The sequence below is a fragment of the Marinobacter sp. tcs-11 genome (assembly GCF_002049515.1).
In the GTDB taxonomy this organism is placed as follows: domain Bacteria; phylum Pseudomonadota; class Gammaproteobacteria; order Pseudomonadales; family Oleiphilaceae; genus Marinobacter; species Marinobacter nauticus.
Genome location: NZ_LLYU01000008.1, coordinates 159313 through 183709, shown reverse-complemented (window position 1 = coordinate 183709; position 24397 = coordinate 159313). Strand labels below are relative to the sequence as shown.

Annotated in this window: 23 protein-coding genes and 1 pseudogene; 8 read left to right on the top strand and 16 right to left on the bottom strand. The window is 58.1% G+C overall.

Translation table 11 applies throughout. From position 1 onward, the window contains the following. The 4 genes from sufD to trhP form a co-directional block, all read right to left on the bottom strand. Window positions 1-1287 (bottom strand): Fe-S cluster assembly protein SufD, encoded by a 1287-nt coding sequence (sufD, locus tag ARC85_RS11250; RefSeq protein ID WP_272999172.1) that lies wholly within the window; start codon window positions 1285-1287, stop codon window positions 1-3. Window positions 1288-1302: 15 nt separating this feature from the next. Next, window positions 1303-2064, bottom strand: a complete 762-nt coding sequence (gene sufC / locus ARC85_RS11245; protein WP_153741703.1) for a Fe-S cluster assembly ATPase SufC — start codon at window positions 2062-2064, stop codon at window positions 1303-1305. 208 nt (window positions 2065-2272) lie between these two features. Then, on the bottom strand, window positions 2273-3721 hold the full coding sequence (gene sufB / locus ARC85_RS11240; RefSeq protein ID WP_011786593.1) for a Fe-S cluster assembly protein SufB: 1449 nt from the start codon (window positions 3719-3721) through the stop codon (window positions 2273-2275). A 303-nt stretch (window positions 3722-4024) separates the two neighbouring features. Continuing rightward, entirely contained in the window at window positions 4025-5347 is a 1323-nt protein-coding gene (trhP, locus tag ARC85_RS11235) for a prephenate-dependent tRNA uridine(34) hydroxylase TrhP (RefSeq protein ID WP_199452503.1), read from the bottom strand. 188 nt (window positions 5348-5535) lie between these two features. On the opposite strand from trhP, the gene ARC85_RS11230 reads away from it, so the two are divergent. Further along, the gene (locus tag ARC85_RS11230; RefSeq protein ID WP_023008621.1) at window positions 5536-5892 is read left to right on the top strand and encodes a helix-turn-helix domain-containing protein; all 357 of its coding nucleotides are present in this window, start codon (window positions 5536-5538) and stop codon (window positions 5890-5892) included. Here ARC85_RS11230 and fabB read toward each other — a convergent pair whose 3' ends face one another. Further along, window positions 5893-7104 carry a beta-ketoacyl-ACP synthase I gene (gene fabB, locus ARC85_RS11225; protein WP_272999078.1) on the bottom strand — a complete coding sequence of 404 codons (1212 nt, stop codon included), beginning with the start codon at window positions 7102-7104 and terminating at the stop codon, window positions 5893-5895. It abuts the gene before it with no gap. Between the two features lie 11 nt (window positions 7105-7115). Continuing rightward, window positions 7116-7625 (bottom strand): bifunctional 3-hydroxydecanoyl-ACP dehydratase/trans-2-decenoyl-ACP isomerase, encoded by a 510-nt coding sequence (gene fabA, locus ARC85_RS11220; protein ID WP_011786589.1) that lies wholly within the window; start codon window positions 7623-7625, stop codon window positions 7116-7118. A gap of 201 nt (window positions 7626-7826) precedes the next feature. Here fabA and ARC85_RS11215 point away from each other — a divergent pair, with 201 nt between their 5' ends. After that, the gene (locus tag ARC85_RS11215) at window positions 7827-8342 is read left to right on the top strand and encodes an SRPBCC family protein (protein ID WP_199452502.1); all 516 of its coding nucleotides are present in this window, start codon (window positions 7827-7829) and stop codon (window positions 8340-8342) included. Window positions 8343-8414: 72 nt separating this feature from the next. Here the strand turns inward: ARC85_RS11215 and ARC85_RS11210 are convergent, their stop codons facing one another. Then, window positions 8415-9599 (bottom strand): NnrS family protein, encoded by a 1185-nt coding sequence (locus tag ARC85_RS11210; RefSeq protein ID WP_011786587.1) that lies wholly within the window; start codon window positions 9597-9599, stop codon window positions 8415-8417. A gap of 123 nt (window positions 9600-9722) precedes the next feature. Between ARC85_RS11210 and ARC85_RS11205 the strand changes: the two genes are divergently transcribed. After that, the gene (locus ARC85_RS11205; protein ID WP_199452501.1) at window positions 9723-10094 is read left to right on the top strand and encodes a SirB2 family protein; all 372 of its coding nucleotides are present in this window, start codon (window positions 9723-9725) and stop codon (window positions 10092-10094) included. Between the two features lies 1 nt (window position 10095). On the opposite strand, the gene ARC85_RS11200 is transcribed toward ARC85_RS11205, so the two are convergent. From ARC85_RS11200 to ARC85_RS11190, 3 genes are all read right to left on the bottom strand, one after another. Further along, a complete protein-coding gene (locus tag ARC85_RS11200; RefSeq protein ID WP_014422504.1) occupies window positions 10096-10917 on the bottom strand; it encodes an ion transporter in 822 nt (273 codons plus the stop codon). Window positions 10918-10994: 77 nt separating this feature from the next. Next, window positions 10995-11453, bottom strand: a complete 459-nt coding sequence (locus ARC85_RS11195; RefSeq protein WP_011786584.1) for an EVE domain-containing protein — start codon at window positions 11451-11453, stop codon at window positions 10995-10997. Between the two features lie 88 nt (window positions 11454-11541). Then, a complete protein-coding gene (locus tag ARC85_RS11190; protein ID WP_199452500.1) occupies window positions 11542-12900 on the bottom strand; it encodes an MFS transporter in 1359 nt (452 codons plus the stop codon). Window positions 12901-13171: 271 nt separating this feature from the next. Between ARC85_RS11190 and ARC85_RS11185 the strand changes: the two genes are divergently transcribed. The 3 genes from ARC85_RS11185 (at window position 13172) to ARC85_RS11175 (ending at window position 15914) form a co-directional block, all read left to right on the top strand. Then, window positions 13172-13633 (top strand): universal stress protein, encoded by a 462-nt coding sequence (locus tag ARC85_RS11185; RefSeq protein WP_199452499.1) that lies wholly within the window; start codon window positions 13172-13174, stop codon window positions 13631-13633. Window positions 13634-13679: 46 nt separating this feature from the next. Next, window positions 13680-15185 (top strand): MFS transporter, encoded by a 1506-nt coding sequence (locus tag ARC85_RS11180; protein WP_153741695.1) that lies wholly within the window; start codon window positions 13680-13682, stop codon window positions 15183-15185. 102 nt (window positions 15186-15287) lie between these two features. Further along, a complete protein-coding gene (locus tag ARC85_RS11175) occupies window positions 15288-15914 on the top strand; it encodes an ankyrin repeat domain-containing protein (RefSeq protein ID WP_278350469.1) in 627 nt (208 codons plus the stop codon). A gap of 82 nt (window positions 15915-15996) precedes the next feature. Here the strand turns inward: ARC85_RS11175 and ARC85_RS11170 are convergent, their stop codons facing one another. After that, complete coding sequence (locus ARC85_RS11170; RefSeq protein WP_023008612.1) at window positions 15997-17589, bottom strand: MFS transporter; 1593 nt, start codon at window positions 17587-17589, stop codon at window positions 15997-15999. 256 nt (window positions 17590-17845) lie between these two features. Then, the gene (locus tag ARC85_RS11165) at window positions 17846-18997 is read right to left on the bottom strand and encodes an NnrS family protein (protein WP_286714861.1); all 1152 of its coding nucleotides are present in this window, start codon (window positions 18995-18997) and stop codon (window positions 17846-17848) included. A 114-nt stretch (window positions 18998-19111) separates the two neighbouring features. On the opposite strand from ARC85_RS11165, the gene ARC85_RS11160 reads away from it, so the two are divergent. Beyond that, complete coding sequence (locus ARC85_RS11160) at window positions 19112-19675, top strand: YIP1 family protein (protein WP_222179403.1); 564 nt, start codon at window positions 19112-19114, stop codon at window positions 19673-19675. Here the strand turns inward: ARC85_RS11160 and trhA are convergent. Further along, entirely contained in the window at window positions 19672-20331 is a 660-nt protein-coding gene (gene trhA, locus ARC85_RS11155; RefSeq protein ID WP_286714860.1) for a PAQR family membrane homeostasis protein TrhA, read from the bottom strand. The two genes, ARC85_RS11160 and trhA, sit on opposite strands and share 4 nt — an antisense overlap. Before the next feature lie 208 nt (window positions 20332-20539). Here trhA and wrbA point away from each other — a divergent pair, with 208 nt between their 5' ends. Beyond that, on the top strand, window positions 20540-21139 hold the full coding sequence (wrbA, locus tag ARC85_RS11150; protein WP_014422496.1) for an NAD(P)H:quinone oxidoreductase: 600 nt from the start codon (window positions 20540-20542) through the stop codon (window positions 21137-21139). A 54-nt stretch (window positions 21140-21193) separates the two neighbouring features. Here the strand turns inward: wrbA and ARC85_RS11145 are convergent, their stop codons facing one another. The 3 genes and pseudogenes from ARC85_RS11145 to cobA form a co-directional block, all read right to left on the bottom strand. After that, window positions 21194-21907, bottom strand: a complete 714-nt coding sequence (locus ARC85_RS11145) for a Crp/Fnr family transcriptional regulator (protein WP_278350468.1) — start codon at window positions 21905-21907, stop codon at window positions 21194-21196. Between the two features lie 102 nt (window positions 21908-22009). Then, entirely contained in the window at window positions 22010-23524 is a 1515-nt protein-coding gene (locus ARC85_RS11140; protein ID WP_278350467.1) for a cytochrome D1 domain-containing protein, read from the bottom strand. Window positions 23525-23562: 38 nt separating this feature from the next. Beyond that, window positions 23563-24396 (bottom strand): annotated as a pseudogene (cobA, locus tag ARC85_RS11135) (uroporphyrinogen-III C-methyltransferase); the annotation flags it as partial. Window position 24397 lies beyond the last annotated feature (1 nt).

The window sequence follows — 24397 nt, the reverse complement described above, 5'->3', positions numbered from 1 at the left end:
TCAGGCCTCCTGAAAGGTTTGCTCAAAGAAATCACTTAACCGCGCCTGGGCGGTTTCACGCACGGCTTCCACCGGAATCTGTTGCACCAGTTCGTTAATGAACGCCATGGTGAGCAGAACATTGGCCTGCCGGCGGCCGATCCCGCGCGATACCAGGTAGAACACGGAGGTCTCGTCCAGCTGACCGATGGTGGCGCCGTGCGCACACTTCACATCGTCGGCGTAGATTTCCAGTTCCGGTTTGGTGTCAATCTCTGCCCCGTTGGACAGCAGCAGGTTCTTGTTGTTCATATCCGCATTGGACTTCTGGGCGTCCTGGTGGATATGAATCCGGCCGTTGAACACGGCATGGGACTGGTCGGCTGCAATATTGCGATAGGTCTCTTCGCTGTTGCAGTGGGCCGCGACATGGTCAATAGACGTGTGGTTGTCGTAGTGCTGTTTGCCCTGGGTAACCACCACGCCATTGAGCTTGGTTTCCGCGCCTTCGCCTTCAAGCCGCACCTGCAGATCGTGCCGGCGCAGGGGGCCGCCAAAACCAACGCAATGGCTCTCGAAGCGCGAGCTGCGTTGTTGCAGTACCCCGGTAGCGCCAATGTGCTGAACATTCTCGCCTTCCATGTTCAGGCGGATGCTGGTGACGTTGGCGCCATCGGCCAGACTGAATTCGGTTACTGTGCTGACCAAGGCGGATGCTTCACCACTGGAGGTGTATTCCTCTACCAGAGTCAGCTGGCTGTTGGCGCCGGCTTCCACGTAGATACGTGGATAGGCGGAGCCGCTGGCGTCAGCGCTGGTTTCATGGATGATGAACAACGGCTGATCCAGCACCGCGCCGGGTTTCAGGCGAATGAACAGGCCATCTTCGAAGCGCGCCCCGTTCAGGCGGGCGAATTGAACCTGGTCGTGATTCAGGGTGCTGCCCAGTTTTGCAGACAGGGCTTCAGCTTCGTCGTTAGCCAGATCGTTGAAGCTCAGGATCTCGATACCGTCGAGATCCGGATACTCGCTGGCTTCAGGAATCATCACGCCGTTGATGAAAACCACTTTGTAGCCGGGCACAGCGAGACTGTTGCCGGTCTTGCCTTCGGCCGGCAGGGAAATGGCCATATCGTCGGCCAGCTTCAGGTACTTGCTGGAGTACTTCCAGTTCTCGGTCTTGCGAGTAGGCAGCGGCATATCCACCAGCGCGCTGGCCCGCTCCTTGCGCAGCGCCAGCAACGGCTCCGGCAGGGATTCCCCGGCCGGGTGCAGGAAGGCACTGGAAAGCATGGGTACAGATTTCATTCCACGGCCTCCTGATCAGTTGCTGGTGTCGTCGTCTTTAATGCCCAGCCAGCCGTAACCTTTTTCTTCCAGTTCCAGGGCCAGTTCACGACCGCCCGACTTGATGATCTTGCCACCAGCCAGTACGTGCACATAATCCGGAACAATGTGGTTCAGCAGGCGCTGGTAGTGAGTGACCATCAGAATGGCGCGGTCTTCCGAGCGCAGGGCATTCACGCCATCGGAAACCACTTTCAGGGCGTCGATGTCCAGGCCGGAATCGGTTTCGTCCAGAATCGCCAGTTTGGGCTGCAGCAGCAGGGCCTGCATGATCTCGTTACGTTTCTTCTCGCCACCGGAGAAGCCTTCGTTCACGCCGCGTTTCAGGAAGGCGGGGTCCAGATCTACCTGTTTGGAAACTTCCTTGGCCAGTTTCATAAACTCGGCCGCGTTCATCTCGTCCTGGCCCTTGTGCTTGCGCATGGCGTTCACGGCGGTGCGCAGGAACTGCAGGTTGCTCACGCCCGGGATTTCAACCGGGTACTGGAAGGCCAGAAAGATGCCTTCGCGGGCGCGTTCTTCGGTTTCCAGATCCAGGAGGTTGTCTCCGTTCAGGGTGACTTCGCCCTTGGTGACTTCAAATGCGTCGTTGCCTGCCAGAACCTGTGACAGGGTACTCTTACCGGAACCGTTCGGGCCCATGATGGCGTGAACTTCCCCGGCCTTGATCTCCAGGTTAATGCCCTTGAGGATTTCTTTGCCCTCAACGGAGGCGTGCAGGTTTTTGATACTCAGCATTTGTAGATGTCTCTCTATATCCTGAATTTCGATCTATAAATTCGTACCCTTCGATGCCCCAATAACGTTCGGGACAGCGAGCGGGGGAGCTTTCCGGGATCGTCAAAATCAGGGATGATTTTGTCGAGCGTACAGGGATGTATTTACAGCGTATCCCGGAAAGCTCCCCCGCTCGCTGGCCTCCTCCGAGGCCAGCGGGGCATAGCGTTTAACCAACGGACCCTTCAAGGCTCACTTCCAGTAGCTTGCCAGCCTCAACCGCAAACTCCATCGGCAGCTCCTTGAACACCTCTTTACAGAAGCCGTTGACAATCATGGACACCGCCTGCTCAGGGTCGATGCCGCGTTGACGGCACAGGAACATCTGCTCGTCGCTGACCTTGGAAGTGGTCGCCTCGTGTTCCACGATGGCCGACTTGTTCTTGCTCTCGATGTACGGGAAAGTGTGCGCGCCGCAGCGGTCGCCGATCAGCAGCGAATCACACTGGGTAAAGTTACGCGCGCCCTCTGCGCCCGGGCCGAATTTCACCAGGCCGCGGTAGGCGTTGGAGCTCTTGCCGGCGGAAATACCCTTGGAGATGATGGTGCTGCGGGTATTCTTGCCCAGGTGGATCATCTTGGTGCCGGTATCGGCCTGCTGGTAATTATGCGTCAGCGCGACAGAGTAGAACTCGCCAACGCTGTTCTCACCGCGCAGTACACAGCTCGGGTACTTCCAGGTGACGGCGGAGCCGGTTTCCACCTGGGTCCAGGAAATCTTGGAGTTCTTGCCGATACAGGCGCCGCGCTTGGTCACGAAGTTATAGATACCACCCTTGCCGTTTTCATCACCCGGGTACCAGTTCTGTACGGTGGAGTATTTGATCTGGGCGTCGTCCAGAGCCACGAGTTCAACCACGGCCGCGTGCAGCTGGTTCTCGTCGCGCATGGGTGCGGTACAGCCTTCCAGGTAGCTTACGTAGCTGCCTTCGTCGGCGATAATCAGGGTGCGTTCGAACTGGCCGGTGTTGGCGGCGTTGATGCGGAAGTAGGTAGACAGCTCCATGGGACAACGCACGCCCTTGGGTACGTACACGAAGGTGCCGTCAGAAAAGACCGCCGAGTTCAGGCCTGCAAAGAAGTTGTCGCCGTGGGGTACCACGGTGCCCAGGTATTTCTGGACCAGTTCCGGATAGTCGCGGACGGCTTCGGAAATAGAGCAGAAGATCACGCCGGCCTTGGCCAGCGGCTCTTTGAAGGTGGTGGCTACGGAAACCGAGTCAAATACTGCGTCCACGGCAACGCCGGCCAGTTTTTCGCGCTCGTGCAGGGGAATGCCCAGCTTTTCGTAGGTTTTCAGCAGCTCCGGATCCACTTCATCCAGGCTTTGTGGCATATCCTCTTTGCGCTTGGGCGCGGAATAATAGGAAATCGAGTTGTAGTCGACTTTCGGGTAGCCGACATGAGCCCAGTTCGGCTCTTCCATTTCCAGCCAGCGACGATAGGCTTTGAGGCGCCATTCCAGCATCCATTCCGGCTCTTTCTTTATGGCGGAAAGGCGGGCAATGACGTCTTCGTTCAGGCCGGGTTCGAACGTGTCGGCTTCGATTTCAGTCACGAAACCGTGTTCGTATTCCCGTTTGATCAGCTCTTTCACCTCGTTGTCGGTGGTCGCCATGATCGTCGCTCCGTAATTCTCTCATCCAGGGCTTGCGCCCTTTGTGTCATCGGCAGCCCCTATTGGGCTGGCGGATGGGTGTATTCGATTTGCTGTTGTCGCAGTGGTCGCTCTCTCCGTGAGTACGCCCTGCAATCGGTTTTTGGATGACGGGAGGGGCTGCTGGCCGGTTTCCCGTTGCTTCTGGCGAGCGATTATACAATACCAGAGTAAAATAGTCAGGTATTAAATCGGTTGTGTAGGGATTATACCTTAATCGGCCTTTGGGGCACTAAGGGGGGCGTACAGATCGCCCACTCGAGTTTAACGGCCGGCGTTTTCGGGAAAAATCTTGGTCAGATAGGTGAAGTCCAGTTTTTCCGGCACGTTCGCGGGTTTAGGAATTTTGACGATGTGGCCGCTGCCTGGTGCGCACTCCATGGCCTCGCCGTGGCGGTTTTCCATCGTGTTGGCAGAGAATCGCAGGTTGCCGGCCGGGGTGATGAGCTCCAGCTGGTCGCCGGGGGCAAATTTATTTTTTACGTCGATGGTGAGCCACCGGTCATCCGCGTCGGCAATGGTGCCTACCACCTGCTGGGTGCCGAGATACGAGGAGCCCTGTTCGTAGGTCTGGTATTCCTGGGGCACGTGCCGGCGCAGGAAGCCTTCGGTGTAGCCGCGGTTCGAGAGGGCTTCGAGTTCGTCCATCATGTGCATGTCGAAGGGTTTGCCGGCGAGAGCGTCGTCGATGGCTTTCCGGTATACCTGGGTGGTGCGGGCTACATAGTAGGTGCTTTTGGTGCGACCTTCGATTTTCAGAGAGTGAACGCCCATCTTGACCAGTTCCGCTACGTGCTGGACGGCGCGCAGGTCTTTGGAGTTCATGATGTAGGTGCCGTGTTCGTCTTCGTAGGCCGGGATGAAGCCGCCGGGGCGATTGGGTTCTTCCAGCAGGATTTCTTTGGGCTCGCAGGTTTCCACCGCATCTGCAGAGGTGGCGATCAGATCGCCGGTCTGGTCATGGCTGTGCTGGACTTCTTTATAGTTCCAGCGGCAGGCGTTGGTGCAGGCGCCCTGGTTGGCGTCTCGATGGTTCATGTAGCCAGACAGCAAGCAGCGGCCGGAGTAGGCCATGCACAGGGCGCCGTGTACAAACACTTCCAGTTCCATCGCGGGGACTTTTTCGCGGATTTCGCGGATTTCCTCCAGGCCCAGTTCCCGGGACAGGATCACTCGGCTGATGCCCTGGCGGCGCCAGAATTCCACGGTGGCCCAGTTGACCGCGTTGGCCTGAACCGACAGGTGGATGGGCTGATCCGGCCATTTCTCCCTTACCAGCATGATGAGGCCGGGGTCAGACATGATCAGGGCGTCGGGTTTCTGTTCAATGACCGGCTCCAGGTCTCTCAGGTAGCTGCGCACTTTATTGTTATGGGGTGCAATGTTGGAGACCAGATAGAACTGTTTTCCCAGTTCGTGTGCTCGTTCAATGCCGGCGCCCAGGGCTGCAACGTCTTTGAAACTGTTGTTCCTTACTCTCAGCGAATATCTCGGCTGGCCGGCATAGACGGCATCTGCGCCATAGGCGAAGGCGGTTTCTAGATGTTCGGGGGTGCCGGCGGGAGCAAGCAGTTCCGGGGTGGTCATGGTGTCTCCGGGTATCAACTGAAAAGCGGATGGATGCAGGTAGGGCATTCTGAAAGCGGGCATTGTGCCGCAAATAATCCGGTGCGCCATTGATCTTGCTCAAAGGTCGTATTGATTGATTTCGGCTAACATGTGTACGCTGATGGAGTTGGCAGTTTGGGCCAGGACGATAGGCAGGAGGAACCAGCATGGCATCAGAGCCATTAAGGCCTGAAAATTCAAAGCGTTCGCTGAGTATGAGGGTCAGCAAGCTGATCCGGATTCAGTTGGAGCGAGGGAAAGTAGGTGTCGAGACGGTGGCCGGGCAGTTGAATATGAGCCGGTATACGTTGCACAAGAAGTTGCGCCAGGAGGGGCTGACGTTTGCGGCTCTGCTGGAGCAGGTTCGTCGGGAGCAGGCGATCACCTATATGAAAGATAAATCCAAGCCGCTGGTGGAAATTGCCGAGCAGCTCGGATTTTCGGAATTGAGCGCCTTCAGCCGGGCGTTCAAGCGCTGGATGGGAACGCCGCCGGCTGAATACCGCTCGCTTCGCTTGTCCTGATCAGACTTTCTTGAAGATCAGGGTGGCGTTGGTGCCGCCAAAGCCGAAGCTGTTGCTCATTACCAGGTTCAGATTCTGGTTGTCCATGCGTTCACGCACGATCGGGTAGCCTTCGGCGCCTTCGTCCAGGGTCTGGATGTTGGCGGACGGGGCAATAAAGCTCTCCCGCTGCATGATCAGGCTGTAAATGGCCTCATGTACGCCCGCGGCACCCAGTGCGTGGCCACACAGGGGTTTGGTGGAGCTCAGTGGCGGGATCTTGTCGCCAAAGGTTTCCTTGAGCGCTTTCAGTTCGGTTACATCACCGGCCGGCGTGCTGGTGCCGTGGGTGTTGATGTAATTGATCTCGCCGTCGATGTTGGCCATAGCCTGCTTCATGCATCGAATGGCGCCTTCACCGCTGGGTGCAACCATGTCAGCGCCGTCGGAGGTGGCGCCAAATCCGACCAGTTCCGCCAGGATGGTGGCACCGCGGGCTTCCGCGTGTTCCAGGGATTCCAGTATCAGCGTACCGCCGCCACCGGAAATCACGAAACCGTCACGGTCGGCGTCATAGGTGCGCGAGGCCTGTTCCGGCGTGTCGTTGTACTTGGTTGACAATGCGCCCATGGCGTCGAACATCAGGCTCAGGGTCCAGTGGATGTCTTCCCCGCCGCCGGCCAGCATGACGTCCTGGCGGCCGAGGGCGATCTGATCGGCAGCGTGGCCGATGCAGTGGGCGCTGGTGGCGCAGGCAGAAGTGATGCCGTAGTTGATGCCGGTAATGCCAAAGGCGGTGGTGATGGATGCGTTGATGGCGCTACCCATGGTGCGGGGTACCCGGTACGGGCCCACCCGGCGAAGGCCTTTGTCGCGGTGAGTGTCGATGGCGTCCAGCAGTTCGACGGTGGATGCGCCACCTGTACCAAATACGGCGCCGGTGGTATTTGCACGCAGCTGCTCGTCGGTCAGGCCGGCCTGCTCAATGGCCTCTTTGGCGGCCAGGTAGCAATAGCCGGCGGCAGGGCTCATAAAGCGCCAGATCTTGCGGTCGATCAGTTCTGACAGGTTCAGGTCGATCTTGCCGGCGACGTGGCTGCGCAGGCCTTTGTCCCGGGCTTCTTCGCTGAAAGCAATGCCAGAGCGGGATTCGCGAAGTGACTGGGCCACTTCTTTCTGGTTGGTTCCAAGGCTGGAGACGATCCCCATGCCGGTAACTACAACGCGACGCATTGTGCTAACTCCTAAAAGTCATCAGTCGATGTGAACAGGCCGACCCGAAGGTCTTTGGCGGTGTAGATTTCCCGCCCGTCCACTTCCATACGGGCATCCGCGATGGCCATGGTCAGTTTGCGGCGAATCAACCGCTTGATATCCAGATAGTAGGTGACCTTTTTGTTCTCCGGCAAAACCTGTCCGAAAAACTTCACCTCTCCGGCCCCCAGAGCACGCCCCTTGCCTTCACCGCCACTCCAGGCCAGGAAGAAGCCGACCAGCTGCCACATGGCATCCAGGCCGAGGCAGCCGGGCATTACCGGGTCGCCCTCAAAATGCACTTTGAAAAACCAGAGATCCGGGTTGATATCCAGTTCGGCCACCAGGCTGCCTTTGCCATATTCGCCGTCATCGGCTCCGATGTGGGTAATACGGTCGACCATCAGCATTTCGTCGATGGGCAGGCGCATGGCGCCCGGGAACAGCTGGCCGTGGCCGCAGCGGATCAGGTCTTCTTTGTCAAAGTGATCAGGATACATGTTGCCTGTGTCTCTGTTGCAAAATGATTTCTTCTACTTTAGCGCCTGTTCTGGGAACGGCTATTGACCTTTAGTGGATGATTGCCGCCCAGAAGTTCCCCGGACCCGCAGCCAGAGCCGGTTGATGGTCATCAAGGCCAAGTTTTGTCCGGTTTGATACTTTCGTCGAATCTGTGAAGTTCGCCATATTTGGGAGGGCCTATGTCTGCAGATGAGGAATTCATCGATGGACAAATCCGGTTCGAGGCGGGCCGGGTATTGGTACACCTGGAACGGTTGCTGGAACATCCTCCGGAGGCTGTCTGGAATATGCTGACCGATTCGGTGCATTTGGCCAACTGGTTGGCTGCCGGGTCTCTGGAGGCTCGTGAAGGTGGCCGGGTTCAGCTGGATTTTGGCAACAGTGGCATGCCCATCGACTGTACCATTACCGCCTGCCGGCCTCACCGGCTGTTGTCCTACTCCTGGAGTTCCGGAGATGCCCCTGAGCGGCCGCTGACCTGGGAATTACTGCGGGAAGGAGTCTGTACTCGGCTTTGCCTGACGCTGTCGTTGCCGGACGATGAGGTGGTGCCTATTGCCTGCGCCGGTTGGGATGCCCATCTGGAAATGCTGATGGCAGCACTGGAGGGCATCAGCATTCACTTTCCGGCAGCCCGGTTCCGTGCGGCCCGATCCCATTTTGAAAAGCTGCTGAAAGAGAAAATGGCGGCCTGAAGTCCTGCCGCCGAAAACAGAAAGGCCGGCTCGGTTACGCCCCGAGCCGGCCTTTTCGTATCTGGCACTGGATCAGCCTTCGCGCCCGTCTGGCCGGGGGCTGGCCAGAATGCCGGTGTAACGCACCAGGAACAGGCCATAGGCCAGCATCCACAGCAGGGTGCTGGTGCCAATGCCGGGGTGCCAGGGAATCAGGTTGAAGGCGGTCAATACCCGAATAACCGCAGCGAGCTGGATGGCCACGAACGCCAGGACCATGCCCTTTGGCAGCACCAGCGGGCGGCCGGTGTGGCCCAGTGACACGCGAGCAATCACGCCCAGAATCAGGCAGGCGATGGCGCCGGTACCGGCGGCATGGCTCCAGGCATTGGTTGGCCATCCGGCCACCAAAGAGCCTGCCAGCAGAATCAGTGCAACCGGCACCCAGAGAATGGACAGGTGCAGAATCCAGAGCAAGGGATCTTTGCGCACCAGCCAGCCTTTCCAGTTATACAGGCGCACCAGCATCAACGATGCAGCAACCACCGCAATGACGGCGGTGACGGTTTGCCAGCCCGTCACCAGGGATGCCATCAGCAGGATCATGGAGAACAGTGCCGCCATATCCAGTGCCGGAATCATCCTGACTGCCTCGGCATTGCCGCCACGCTGGCGAAGCCATCCGGCTGAGAACGCAGGGGTAATCCGGCCTCCGATGATGCTGATCAGCGCCATGGCCATGATCAGTGCTCCGTAGCTGAACGCCATATTCAGGCGGGTAACAAAGCCGATCTGCATCAGCCAGAGCAGCCCGAGGACAAGCAGAATCATCAGCTGCCGCTTCTGGCGGGCTTTCCACACTCGCCAGCCGGCATCGATCATCACCAGGGGCAGGAACGCCAGATTTACGCCCTGTACCAGCCAGTCCGGCAGGTTGCCACCAAAGGCCAGCAACAGGCGACCGGCCAGCCAAACGCTCCAGAGACCTGCAAGCAGTGCACCGTGGGTTCGGTTGGTCTGGGTCCAGACGCACACGGCGGTGAGCAGAAAGCCTGCGATGGCGGCAGACAAAAATCCGAACAGCATTTCATGCTGGTGCCAGAACAGGGCGGGCAGGGCCAGTGGCAGTTGAACCACGCCGGTGACTTCCAGGACCCATACCGGGATGGCAACAATGGCCAGTACCGTCATGGAAAGGAAAAAAATCCGGAAAGGATAGGAAAAGAGTTGGCTGAGGCTGGCAGACGCCCGTTCAGGGGAAGTCGGTATGGCCTGCATAGATGTCTCCCATATACATGTATTCTGGGTATATGTTAAACCTTCGCGCCTGTATTAACCATACCTGCTTGGGGGTAGTTTGCGTACAATGGCCGCAACCCGTTTGTTAACAAAGGAACTTCCATGACGTCGTACATTATCCTGAAGCACCTGCACATGACCACCGCCTACCTAACCATCACGCTGTTTGCCCTGCGGCTACTGCTTGATGCGGTCGGGCGACCAGGCTGGCGCCAGACGCCGCTACGGTTCATTCCCCACATCAATGACACCATCCTTCTGGTCGCGGCCATTGCGCTGGTGTTTGTGGCCGGTTATGCCTCTGCCATGCCCGGTTGGCTGATCACCAAGATCGTGTTGTTGTTCGGTTACATCATTGCCGGGGTGTTTGCGCTGAAAACCACTGTGGGCAAGCCCGCACGCATTGTGGCGGCGGTACTTGCCCTGGTGCAGGTGACGGCTATTTTCCATCTGGCCATGGCCAAGCCATTCTGAATCAGCGTTTCTCGCTGACCTGCTTCGTCAGTTCCTGCAGCTGTTCCTGTACAGCCCGGAGCTGACGGGCAATCTCATCCCGCTCATCGTGGGCCTTCTGGGCCTGTTTGGCGTTCTGCTCCTCGCTCATTACCTCCAGTATCGCCCCGATCATCATGTTCAGGAACACAAAGGCCGTCAGGAAGATAAAGGTCAGGTAGTACAACCAGCTCATGGGATAGTCTTCCATGGTGGCATACATCACGTCGGTCCAGTCCTCAAAGGTGGCAACCCGGAACAGTGTGAGCATGGCGATGGCGACATCGCCCCAGAGTGTTTCGTCAACGCTGGCGAAGAACATGGAGCCCATGGCAGCGTAGATGTAGAAGATGATGAACATCAGCAGGGCAATGTAGCCCATGCGCGGAATAGCTTTCAGTAACGAGTTGATCAGAAAGCGCAGCTCGGGCACCACTGATACCAGTCGAAGCACCCGGAATACGCGCAGTAACCGGCCCAGCAATACCGCCTCGGAATTGTCCAGAGGGATCAGGCTGCCGATCACCACGATGGTGTCGAACAGGTTCCAGCCATCCATGAGAAAGCGGCGTTTGAGTGGGCAGGCGGCGAACCGGAACAGGATTTCCACCAGAAAGAACAGGGTGATGGCGTTGTCCATCACCGACAGGCTCTGTTCCACCAATGGTGGCAGATCATAGGTTTTGGCGCCGATGGTCAGGGCAGACAGAATGATGATGGCGATAACAACAGTCTGGAACACCTTGCTCGATTCAATGCGCTTGAGCTGGGCAAAGCTGCTGGCGGGATTCATGTCCATGGACATCTCGACGGCTCCGGGAGAATTGAAACGCGGCAATTCTAAAGCTACGGAGCCGGTGGTGGTAGGCCTGTGATCTGAGTTTAATCGACCAGGTGGAGGATTTGCTGCCACTCGGCATCGCTGACCGGCATGACCGAGAGTCGGCTGCCTCTGCGTACCAGAGCCAGTTCACTGAGCTCTGGCATGGCTTTGAGTGAGTCCAGGGGGATCAACGCCGGCAATTTCCGTTCAAACTGCAGGTCGACCGCTTGCCAGCGAGGTTTTTCTGCGGTGCTTTTCGGGTCGTAGTAGGGAGACTCCGGGTTGAACTGGCTTGGGTCCGGGTAGGCGGATTTCACTACGCGAACAATACCGGCAATGCCTATGCGCTTGCAGCTGGAGTGATAGATAAAGACGAGATCTCCCTCCTGCATCTGCGCCAGGAAGTTGCGGGCCTGGTAATTGCGCACACCATCCCAGGGAATAACACCCTCAGGCTGACGGGCAAAATCATCAATGCCGCATTCAGAGGGTTCGGTTTTAACCAGCCATTTTGCCACCAGCGGGACTCCACTCGATCATTGTCGGGCCAGTATACAAAAAAGCCCCGCAGGCGGGGCATAAAGCACGAAACGGTGGCCGGGGCATTTACCCGTGTTGGTCGGAGTTCCGCATGGCGGCATCTGCTACCGGATGACGGTTCATGGGATAGAACAGCTGCGGGGAGGCCAGTTCCGGCAGATCGGTCTGCTCGGTCTGGGCCGCCCATTCCACCCGTTCCGCTTTGCGGATGGCGTAGTGCATCCAGGCCAGGGCTGCTGCCACAATGGCGAACATCAGCATGAAGCAGCTTTGCCAGATGCCGGTTATGTCGTTCAGCACACCAAAGGTGAGTGGCAGGATGAAACCACCGATGCCCCCGATCATTCCTACCACGCCGCCGACGGCCCCCACATGCATCGGGTAGTACACCGGAATGTGTTTGTAGACGGCCGCCTTACCGAGCGACATGAAAAAACCGAGGATAAAGGTGAGCACCACGAACATGGGCAGGCTCATGGCCAGCGTGAAATTGATATCTCCCTCGATGCCATGCACCACATAGCGGGTGGGCGGATAACTGAGTAGGAAGGTACAGACTACCGAGGCAATGAATGTCCAGTACATCACTCGTCGGGCGCCGAAGCGGTCCGACAGCCAGCCCCCGAGGACGCGGAACAGGGATGCCGGGATGGTATAGAGCGCGGCGATCATGCCGGCGGTTTTGATGTCCAGGCCATAAACGCCGATCAGGTAATGGGGAAGCCAGAGCGCCAGGGCAACAAAGGCGCCGAACACAAAAAAATAGTACAGGGCAAAGCGCCACACCCGAAGTTCCCGGAGCGGTGCCATCTGTTCGGCAAACGATTTCTGTTCGGCGCTGCGGCGTTGTTCGGCCAGCGGGTCGGTTTTTGCCAGTAACAGGAAGGCAATGCCCATGATGGCCAGCACCGTGGCGTATATCTGCGCGGTTTTCTCCCAGCCGAAGGCCACCAACAGAAACGGGGCGCCGAAGTTGGTCACGGCAGAACCGACGTTGCCGGCGCCGAAAATCCCCAGTGCGGTGCCCTGTTTAGCCGGTTCAAACCAGGCTGCGGTATAGGCCACCCCGACTATGAAAGCGCCGCCCGCCAGGCCCACTCCGAGGGCCCCGACCAGCATCATGGCGTAGGTCGTAGCAAAGGTCAGCAGGTAAACACAGGCCGCGGTGGTCAGCATCAGGATGCCGAACACCCAGCGCCCGCCATAACGGTCGGTCCAGATGCCCAGGAATAAACGGCTGATGGAGCCGGTAAGAATCGGCGTGGCCATCAGCAATCCCAGCTGGGTGTCGGACAGCGCCAGCTCTTCACTGATGCGAATGCCGATGATGGAAAAGATGGTCCAGACGGCAAAACACAGGGTGAAGGCGAAGGTCGAAAGGCCCAGCGCCCGATATTGCTGAGCTTTGGCGGGCATGCTCGTCATGGTCTCTCCTGGCCGGAAAATACTCCTCTGAAACCATACCAAAAAGCCGAATTTTCGGGCCGGCGCATTGGAGGTACCTCCTGCTGGGTGCAAAGGGGGTAGGTCAATGGTCACTATCCCGGGAAAGGTGATATTCCGGGGCTTTCTCTGGTGGGGTACGTGGGTTCAGGCTTGATCAAGATCAATTATGGCGGCTGGGTGCTATGGGGTAATGCTGACCGATATCAACTCGAATGCCTCCGTCTTGGGGGTGTGATACCGGGAGAGCCACATGAACATCATGATTGCCTACGACGGTTCCCGAAACGCGAAACTGGCGCTGGCCCAGACCATCACCATGTTTCGGCGGCTGGAGCCAAAAATCACGCTGGTTGCGGTGGCAGAAAACCCACGCGACATCACCTCCGGCAATGAAGACCTGTTTCAGGAAGAAGTTGGCGAGCTGAAACAGCATCTGAAAGAAGCTCTGGAACTGTGCGAAAGCGAGCAGGTGAGTGCCGAGAGCCTGATGCTGGAAGGCGACGCCCGCAAGAGCCTGCTGTTCGCCGCCGAGAAAAAGGTACGGCCAGACATGCTGGTCATCGCCCGCCACAGTCATGAGCCTGACGGCGGCTTCATTGCCCGATCATTGACCTATTTCGTGGACGAACTGGATTACATGACGTTTGGCAGCGTCAGCTCCTTCCTGGCTCGCCGGATCCAGTGCCCACTTCTGATTCTGCCCAGCCTTTGATGGCCGGGATTACCTGTTTCCATTGTCTTAGCCCCGGGAGGCTGAAATGAAAGTCGCTGACGTATTCCGCGTCCGCAATCCTGAAATCAGGGCACTACACCTGACCTGGATTGCCTTCTTTATTACATTCTATGTCTGGTTCAACATGGCGCCACTGGCGTCCAGCATGCTCAAAAGCGTGGACTGGCTGACCAAGGACGACCTGCGCCTGTTTGCCATCTGTAACGTGGCGCTGACGATTCCCGCCCGCATTATCGTGGGTATGGCGCTGGACCGCTTCGGTCCACGTAGGGTGTTTTCGGTGTTGATGGTGGTGATGGCCATACCGGCGCTGGTGTTTGCTTTTGGTAACACCATGGCTCAGTTGCTGGTCAGCCGCCTGGTACTGAGCTCCATTGGTGCCAGCTTTGTGGTTGGTATTCATATGACGGCCATGTGGTTCAAACCCAAGGACATTGGCTTTGCAGAAGGCTTTTATGCGGGCTGGGGCAACTTTGGTTCTGCGGCGGCTGCCATGTCACTGCCGACCATTGCCATTACCATGTACGGCGGTGAAGACGGCTGGCGCTGGGCCATCGCCCAGAGTGCCATCGTGATGGCGGCCTACGGCGTCTACTACTGGTTCGCGATTACCGACGGCCCTGCTGGTACCGTGCATCGTAAACCCCGTAAGGCCGTGGCACTGGAAGTCAGCACCTGGGGTGATATGGTCAAGCTGATCCTGTGGACCATTCCTTTGGTCGGGGTATTGGCTATTCTGGTGTGGCGTATCCAGAACATGGGGTACCTGTCTGCCACCGGGGCTGCTATCTGTTACGCGGTGATCTTCGCCATTGTCTGCTATCAGATTGTTCAGATACTGCGGGTAAACGTCCCCATCCTGAAGAAAGGCGTGCCTGAGGACGACAAATACCCGTTCAACAGTGTGGCTGCCCTGAACAGCACCTACTTCGCTAACTTTGGCGCGGAACTCGCTGTGGTCTCCATGCTGCCAATGTTCTTCGAAGAGACCTGGAGTCTGAGCGCAACGGCAGCCGGGCTGATTGCGGCATCTTTCGCCTTCGTGAACCTGATGGCCCGTCCGATGGGCGGCCTGGTATCTGACCGCATGGGGAACCGCCGTTTCGTGATGCTCAGCTACATGTTCGGTATTGCGGTAGGATTCGGTCTTATGGGGCTACTGAATTCCAACTGGCCGTTGATTGTGGCAGTGGCGATCACTGTGTTCACGTCCTTCTTCGTACAGGGTGCAGAAGGCGCCACCTTTGGCATCATCCCCTCTATCAAGCGTCGCCTGACCGGCCAGATATCTGGTATGGCTGGTGCCTATGGCAACGTCGGTGCGGTGGTCTACCTGACCATCTTCACTTTTGTCACCCCGACCCAGTTCTTCTTCATCATCGCCGCTGGAGCCTTTGTTAGCTGGATACTGTGCATTATGTGGCTGAAGGAACCCGAGAGCGGCTTCTCTGAGGAATACCACGTGTCTTCTGTCGATCTGCAGATCGAAGAAGAGGAGCGCCACCGGTTGGCGGGCCAGACAGCACGGTAAAAACGTTCCCTTTACAACGGGAGCTGTGACAACCCGCCGCGGAGCAATCCCGGCGGGTTTTTTGTATGCTCGGAGGAAAGTGGTCGCAACAGGAGAGAGGTCATGGGGTTCTGGGAACGCTGGTCCGGGCTGATGGGGGCGATGTTGGCGCTGGCCCTGTTACTCGGATTCTGGCAGCTCCTGGGCGAAGGCGAGGATCTGGAAGCCCGTGATAGCAGGGGTAGAACTCCCCTGATTGTGGCGGCGGAAGAGGGCGAGACTGACCGGGTTGCCGAGCTGGTCGAGCGTGGGGCCCGGGTTGACGCAGGGGACGACTGCAAGTGGACGGCCATGATGAGGGCTGCCTCCCGTGGTCATACGGATATTCTTGCCTTCTTGCTGGATCATGGCGCGGATATAAACCATACGGAAAAAACCGGCTATACGGCTCTGATGGGGGCGGTGATTGCCAGCCGTCCGGAGGCTGTACGCCTGCTACTGACCAGAGGTGCCGATCCTGACATCCGGGAATACGAAAACGGGCAGACTGCGCTGATGATGGCTGTGCGCAACCGCAATCCGGAACTGGTTCGGTTGCTGCTCTCTGCCGGGGCAGATCCGGAGCTGGTTAATAAATCGGGCAAGAGCGCCAGGGATCTGGCGCTGGAGGCAAGTGCCGGGGAGGGGGAGCCCATGCAGCAGGTGCTCACTGCTCTGGGTTGTGAGCCCGAAGCCGCGGAGAAACGCTGATCATTGGTCGTTCCCTGCCGCCATAAAAAAGCCGGCCCTTGTGGGGCCGGCGAGCAGAGGTCTAACGCTTGGATTCTTGCTGTTACGGATTCTTGATGTAGGCGTTCTTGCGCAGGTAGAACCACCAGTTAACCACCAGACACACCGCATAGAACACTGCGAACCCGTACATGGCCACTTCTGGCGTGCCGGCCTGGATCTCCTGGCCCATCACGCGAGGGGCGATGAAGGCGCCGTAAGCGGCGATTGCTGAGGTCCAGCCCAGTACCGGGCCCTTCTGCTGCTGGTTGAAGATAAAACCAATGCTGCGGAAGGTGGAGCCATTGCCAATACCGCTGGCGGCGAACATCACAATGAACAGGATCAGGAACAGGGCAAAATAGCTGTTCGGATCAGTTGAGTTGTAGGCCAGCATCATCACGTAGCCGGTGGCGACCGAAGCGACAACCATCACCACCGAGATGATCTGGGTAACGATGGAACCGCCCATCTTGTCGGAAATCCAGCCGCCGACCGGACGAATCAGGGCGCCAACGAACGGCCCCATCCAGGCCCAGGTCAGAGCGCTGGGCGCCTCCGGATTGACTACACGAGTCATGGTACCGTCGGCGCCTACTTCCATCATGTTGCCGAAGATGACGCTGATGGACAGCGGCAGGGCGGCAGAAAAGCCGATGAAAGAACCGAAAGTCAGAATGTAAAGCACGGTCATGGACCAGGTGTGCTTGTTGCTGAAAATGGCAAACTGGTTCTTGATGTTGGGCTTGATGTCACCGGGGATCAGTCTGAGCAGCACCACGGTCAGCACAATGGTGATGGGCAGGGCCAGCCACATATTCATGACTGACAGGGCCCAGACGCCGGCAATAGAGGTCAGCAGGCCAACGCCATAGAGACCAAGAATCTTACCGAAGGCAGATATCGGGCTGCCGGGATTTGGAGTCACCACCTTGAGGTTGTTCATGCCGAACCAGCCCGCGAAGGCCAGCGGAATCAGAAAGACCAGCCAGATGAAGCCGGCGTTCTGGATCCAGGTGTCGGTGCCGGCCTCAATACGGCCGATCAGGGTGCCGCTGGGGCTTTGCAGTTGCATGGGGTCACCGGCAAGAGCGCCGAACACGCCGACGGTCATTACCAGTGGAATCAGAATTTGCATGGTGGTCACGCCGAAGTTACCCAGGCCGGCGTTCATGCCCAGACCGTAACCCTGTTTGCTCTTCGGATAGAATGCACTGATGTTGCTCATGGAGCAGGCAAAGTTACCGCCGCCAATACCGGACAGCAGTGCCAGCGCCTGGAACACGATGAACGGTGTATCCGGGTTCATCAGGGCGACACCGGTGCCTAAGGCCGGGATCATCAGCAAGGCCGTGGTCAGAAAAACGGTGTTGCGACCGCCGGCAATCTTGATCATGAACGAGGCCGGAATTCGCAGGGTGGCGCCAGACAAACCGGCAATGGCAGTCAGCGTGAACAGCTGTTCAACGGTGAAAGAAAAACCCAGGTTTTTCATCTGGGTGGTGATCATTCCCCACATCAGCCAGATGGCGAATCCCATCAGCAGGCTGGGGATGGAAATCCACAGGTTGCGGGAGGCGACTTTCTTGCCCTCCCGCTCCCAGAACTCCTCACTTTCGACATCCCAGTGTTCAATGTCAGCGTTGGTTTTTGCCATGGTTAAGCTCCTCGTTTCTTTGACCCGGAGCCACCGGAATCAGTGGCTGTCACGGCGTTGGAGTCATTTTGCAAACGAGGTGGGTATTTCATTCCTGATAAATATCAAGGAAGGTTGTCAGCAAGGTGATCTCGCAATCCGGCTTTCTTTTCGAAAGGCGCGGCCTGCTTTAAAGTCCTTTTAAAACATAAGTTTATGTTGGTGGTATGCCGTAGGTAGTAGTTGCTTTTCGAGTTGGCGCAGTAGAGGTAGCCAATCATTTCCGGTGGCTATGGCGGGCCGTGCCGGGTTTTTGCGCAAGCGGATATAGGGCCATGACCTGACCGGCGACGCCTGCAAAGGTCAGAGCCCAGCAGCCGGAAGAGAACCATAGAAGTTCAGGTTGGGAGTAGGGCGTGGCCCCCGCCAGGTAGCGGCTTATGGTGGCGGCTGCCACCAGTATCGCGATGGCGGTAACCTGCCATGCTGGCGGAAATGTCCGGCGTGCCCGCTGCCAGGCCAGTCGAAGCATCACGCTCCCCGAGAGTGTCCCCAGCGCTCCGACAACAATCAGGTGCAGCGCGGGAAGAACCGGCCGTTCGGTCAGCAGGTGAGTGCCTGCGAACGCCGAGCCGATGGCCAGCCACAGATAGCCAAGGGCCAGCACCAGCAGGTCGGGCCGGTTACTGCAGTGCCAGAGCTTCCAGCGGACAATCCGGGTAACGACAAGTGCGCTGGCGGCGAGAAGAAGAGCGCCGGCCAGTTGTTCGGTGGCACTGAACAGCATCAATGCCATGGCGATCGGCAGGACGACCAGCAGCGCTCCTTCTATGTGGGGTTGTACCCGAGCTTCCAGGGGGACGCCCCGTTTCTCCAGAGACCCGGCCACGGCCGGTACAATAATCCTTCCGCCCATAAACGTCATCAGTAGTAGCAGGCCCAGGATGGTGGTTTGTAGCAGTCGGCGGGTGTCCGGCAACGGCAGGCCGGTTTCTGTCAGAAAGTAGATCAAAGCCATCAGGCATAGTACGAGAATCAGCGGGCCGGCAATTTTGTTGCGCCATTTCTTGGCCGCCTGAAACCGCGGCACTACGTGCCATGCCAGCAGCAATGCAAAAGCCGGGCTGAGTAACTGTGCGAAGAGCGTTTCGGGTGCCAGCAGCCAGGCAAGCCGGGCCGCTAACCAGAGCCCAAAGAGCAGAACGAGGGCGCGTCGGGGTTGCGGCCCCAGTGTGTAACCGGCGATCAATGCCAGTGCGAAACCAAAAATCAGCTCATGGCCATGGCCGGCGCCAATCAGCCCGGGTGGCCAGCCGGAGCCGGATAGCACCGCATATATCGACAGCGGAACCACCGCGGCGGCCCAGAGCGATGCCGCCGGAAAGAACAACCAGAACGTATGGATGGGCTTCAGGGGCCTGGTGGTCATCGTCCGCTCTCCGGCAGGTGGGGGGAGACTTGCTCAAGGTCATCTGGCGACCTTGAAGCCGTTGTGGTGCTCCACTAAAAGTGAGATTAAGAAAGCATGATACAGGTGGATACCATGACAATGACACAACTCCTGAGCCTGCCGTTCTCCGCGAATGGTGTCTGGCGCGAACTCAAGGGAATGAACCTCTCCATCCCGTTTCTGGCCTGGGTGATTGTGGTGCCCATGTCGTTTCTGCCACCGGTGTTGTTGTATTACGCCGGAACTCACTACGGTGACAGTTTCATTAACGGGTTTGCGGATAAGGAATGGCGTTTTATAACCACCATTCTGTTTCTGGCAGAGCTGTTGACCTTCTTCGTAATGGGGTGGCTGATCAAGGCGGTACTTGATGGTCATCAGCTACAGATTGAGTACCCGGATGCTTACCTGCTGGCAGCCATTGCACCACTGCCGCTGTGGCTGTCGTCCCTGGCGCTGCTGGTTCCGGTGCTGGCGGTGAGCGTCATCGCTGTGTTTGCAGGTATGTTTCTGTCCTGTGCGCTTATCTACCAGGGGGTTCGTTCCTTGTGCCAGCGCACAGATAACGATGTGGTGGCCATGTCCGCCACCTACACAGTGATGGCAGCCTCGCTGACGGCCTGGGGTGTCCTGATGGCGATGGTCTGGGCGTTCTAGACGCTGTGCGGCAATACGCCAAAATAAATGGCGCTGAAGTGACAGGCGCTGCCGCCAATGACGAACAGGTGCCAGACCGCGTGCATATAAGGGATGCGGTCGGCCAGGTAAAAGGCAACGCCGGCGGTGTAGACAATGCCGCCAGCGATGGTCAGTTGCAGAGCCGTCTCACTGAGGTTGGCCACCAGGTCGGATGACGCGAAGGTGATCAGCCAGCCCATGGCAATGTAGATACCTACCCGTGCCAGCTTGAAACGGTTTTTGAAGATCACCTTCAGTACCACGCCGGTCAGCGCCAGGGACCAGATGACGGCAAACAGGGTCCAGCCGGTGGTGCCACGCATGTTGATCAGCAGAAAGGGTGTGTAGGTACCGGCAATCAGCAGGAAAATGGCGCAGTGATCCAGGGTCTTGAAGGCCGTTTTCAGGCGCGGATGGCGGGCGCCGTGGTAGAGCGCGGACGCCATGTACAACAGAATCAGTGAGGCACCGAATACGCTGAAACTGACAATCTTCCAGACATCCCCCAGTTGGCTGGCGCCTGCGATCAGGGCGACCGTCCCTACCACACTCAGCAGGGCTCCAATACCGTGGGTGGCGCTGTTAATCCACTCTTCTATCCTGTGATGAACGGAATCTGGCTGGCTGTGCGTCATGGTTTGGATAATTGCCTTATGGGGAAATTGCGATTCAACGAAAGTATAGGGTATTTCAGCGTACAAGTGTACGCAAATCGTGGCCCATGAACATTCTGTGACTTCGTTCAGAAAAACTGAAAGACCTGCCGGAAAACTTCCGTTTTTGTCTTGCCGACAGAGCAGTTAGGCTTTGAATCATTGAACGCACACACAGGAGATTGTTGCGATGGCGAAAATTCTTGTTCTTTATTACTCCATGTACGGTCACATCGAGACCATGGCCAATACCGTGGCCGAAGGCGCTCGCGGTGTGAATGGGGCCGATGTTGTTGTCAAGCGTGTTCCGGAGACCATGGCCGATGAAGCCTTTTTGAATGCCGGTGGCAAGGCCGATCAGGGTGCCCCGGTGGCGGACCCGAAAGAACTGGCAGACTACGACGCCATTATCTTCGGTACCCCGACACGCTTCGGCAACATGGCCGGCCAGATGCGTACGTTCCTGGACCAGACCGGTGGCCTCTGGGCTGAGGGCAAGCTCCATGGCAAGGTCGGCAGCGTCTTCACCTCCACCGGCACCGGCGGTGGTCAGGAACAGACTATTACCTCCTTCTGGACCACTCTTGCTCATCACGGCATGGTGCTGGTGCCGCTGGGTTACGGCATACCGGAATTCTTCGATATTTCAGAAGTGAACGGCGGCACGCCCTATGGCGCCTCGACCATTGCCGGCGGTGATGGCAGTCGGCAGCCCAGTGAGAAAGAACTGGCCATTGCCCGTTTCCAGGGCAAGCACGTGGCGGAACTGGCGATCAAGCTGCACGGTTAATCGAAGCAGGACCTTAACTCAGGTATTGGCGGCGGACGAAGTTCCGCCGCTTTTTTATGGGTTCTTGCTCTGGTTGGCAAAGGCGGTCTTGAGGCGGGAGAAGGTGGCGGGCACCACACCCAGCCAGGAAGCGAGCTGGTTGTCCGGCACCCGCTTGACCAACTCCGGATATTCCTCCAGCAGCAGCTGGTAGCGTTCCCGGGCCGACATGGTGTGTTTTCGGTATTCCCGCATGCTGGTCAGTTCTGCGATTTCCTCTGTCAGTACCAGGGCAAACTTGTGCCATTGGCCATCGCCGTAGCTTTGAATGGCCGAACGGAACGCCGCAAAATCAGCTACCCACAGGGTGGCAGGCAGAACACTGGTCAGGCATAAGGTATTGCGAACCGTGCGGCTGCGACCAAAGACCGGCCAGATCAGGTCACCCTCTGAAAAGAAATGATGGACGGCGACCTTGCCGGCCGGGGATTCCCGGAACAATCGGAGGATGCCGTACTGAACCAGATAGACATTGCCCCAGGGACGGTCGTGTTTTTCCAGCGGGGTTTCCGGATCAACCCGTTGTTGCTGAAACAGGCTGGCGAGATGACTGAGAAACCGGGCCTCCGGATTGTCCTGGTTTTCGTTCAGGCAGATTCCGAAGGCGTGGCTCAGGCCATTCAGGAGTGCCACTTCGGCGGGTGCGACACTGTAGTGCATCAGATCATCACTGTCGCTACCCAGCAGGCATGGTGCGGAGGCCACGGGCGGCCTGAAACTGCTGTTCATATCTTGACCCCGGCTGCATTAGCTTAGGTCAATTATCCTACCATGAAAGCTACATTCGAAATGACTTAAACCATTAAGCCTATGTTACTCAGTCGATAAGGGTCAGTGGCTGGTGCCTTCCTCGTAGTTGATCTTGTTCCAGACGTTGTACTTGCCGGACGGCTTGTTCATCGGAATGCGTTTTTCCTCTTCCAGGGTGTCTGCGTCATAGACAATGATGGCGCCATCATCATCCCAGATGCTCAGCAGCAGCTTCTCGCCATGGCGGTCGAATTCCACGTGCGCGGCCACTTTTCCCGGCTCCGGCTGAAGCGTTTTGACGATCTCCAGGGTCTGCTTGTCGATAATGTGCACCTTGTCAGCGTTGGGGCCGAAGAACACATCTGCCCAGGCGTAACGGGAATTTTCGTGACTGCGCATGAAAAAACCGGGACCTTCGGTTTTCAGAGTCTTGATCACTTCCCAGGTGTCCATGTCGATAATGGAGATGGCGCCGGCCCGGAAGTGGGGAGTGGCCATGACCCGGCGGCCCTCATACTCCCAGGTAATGCCGGATCCGAGGTGAGGCATGCCAGGCAGCGGTAGTTCGGCGGTGGTTTTACCGGTATCCAGGTCGATTACCACGCCGTGCGTGCCGTCGCGGGCGGCGCCGATCAGGTGCTGGTAGCCCGGGTCGAAGAAGAAGTCGTCCAGCAGGGTGTCGGTGGCCATTCGGCGCACCTTTGCCTCGCGGTTTTCGACGGTGATTTCCCAGGCTTCGGGAATGTCTTTCAGGGCAGCAATAAAGCTGCTTCTGGGTGGTGCGGCGTAGACGGCGCTTACCCGGGAGCTCTCTCCGGTATCGTTTTCAACGGGGATAAAATTCAGCATCTCCAGATTGGCGGCGTCGAACAGCACCATGGAGTGGGGCAGGTAGTTTGCTGCCAGCACATAGTCGCCGTCAGCGGAAACTGCGATGTTGCGCATGTTGATGCCGGCGCGAACTTCGGCCACCACTTTCAGATTGTAGATATCGTATTTGGTAATCCAGCCATCCCGGGAGCCAAAGTACACATAACGGCCGTCAGGGCTGTATTTGGGGCCGCCGTGCAGGGCGAAGCGGCTGGGGAAGCGGTGGATGGGCTCCATTTTGTCGCCATCGAGCAGGGTGACATGGTGGTCGCCGATTTCCACGACCAGGAACAGGTTCATCAGGTCCGCCTCAAACACCGGCTCATCCGGCAGTGAGCCCTGGGGGTGGCTGACTTCCCGGCTGCTGCGGATTTCCGCCTCGCCCCATTTCAGTTCGTGGCTCGGGGGCTGATAGATGAAATCGGTCAGTTCCGCAATCTGCTGATCGTTAAGGATGGTTTTATAGCCCGCCATCTGCGTGGCTGGCCGCCCCTCCCGGATGACCCGTTCGGCCTCGGCTTTTTTCAGCCGGCCCAGGTTCTCCGGCAGCAGCGCAGGGCCCATACCACCGAGTCTGTCCGGGCCGTGGCAGGCCGCGCATTGCTGCAGGTAGAGGGTCTCTGTGTTCTGGCTGCTGGCCTGTTCGGCCAGGGCCGGGCCTGTGATCAGGGCGCCAGCGATCAGCAGGATGGTGTTCAGGCTTGCTCGGGCTTGGTTCAGGTTCACCAGCTACAGCTCCCGGTTGGTCAGATAACGTTTTGCGTTCAGGCGGGCCGTTGGCCGGCGGTGACGGCAGGCTCGGTCAGGGCGCTGTTCCATCCTGCCTGGGCCGGGCGGGCCAGCTTGTCCGCCAGTTGCACCACCTCGCCCACAATAATCAAGGTGGGTGGCTGGAAGTCTTCCCGATCAATGGTGTCTACCAGGTCTTTCAGGGTGGTGACCGTCATGTGTTGCAGTGGTGTGGTGCCGCGTTCCACCAGAGCCACCGGGCAGTTGTCTGAAAGGCCGTGGGCCGTCAGTTCGCGAACAATGGTCGGTGCATTGTGCAGGCCCATGTAGAACACCCGGGTTTGTCCCGGCGCGGCCAGTACCGGCCAGTTCAGTTCCAGAGTCTGGTCGGCCTTGCGGTGACCGGTGACGAAGGTCACGCTCTGGGAATAATCCCGGTGGGTCAGAGGAATGCCGCAGTAAGAGGCGCACCCCGCTGCAGAGGTAATGCCGGGCACCACCTGGAAATCGATGTCATTGTCCACCAGGAACTCAGCTTCTTCTCCGCCGCGGCCAAAAATATATGGATCGCCGCCTTTCAGGCGAACTACCCGCCGCTGTTTCATGGCCAGTTGCACCAGCAGTTCGTTGGTTTCTTCCTGGGGTACGTAGTGGCACCCGCTGGCCTTGCCCACATGAATGCGTTCAGCACGGGGGTTCACCAGTTCCATGATCTGCGGGGAAACCAGGCGATCATAAACAACGGCATCGGCCTGCTGAATCAGCATCAGCGCGCGCAGCGTGAGTAACCCTGGGTCACCCGGCCCGGCACCGACAATAGCAACTTCTCCCGGCCGCAGAGGTTGTTCCGCAAGCTGGAACTCCACCAGG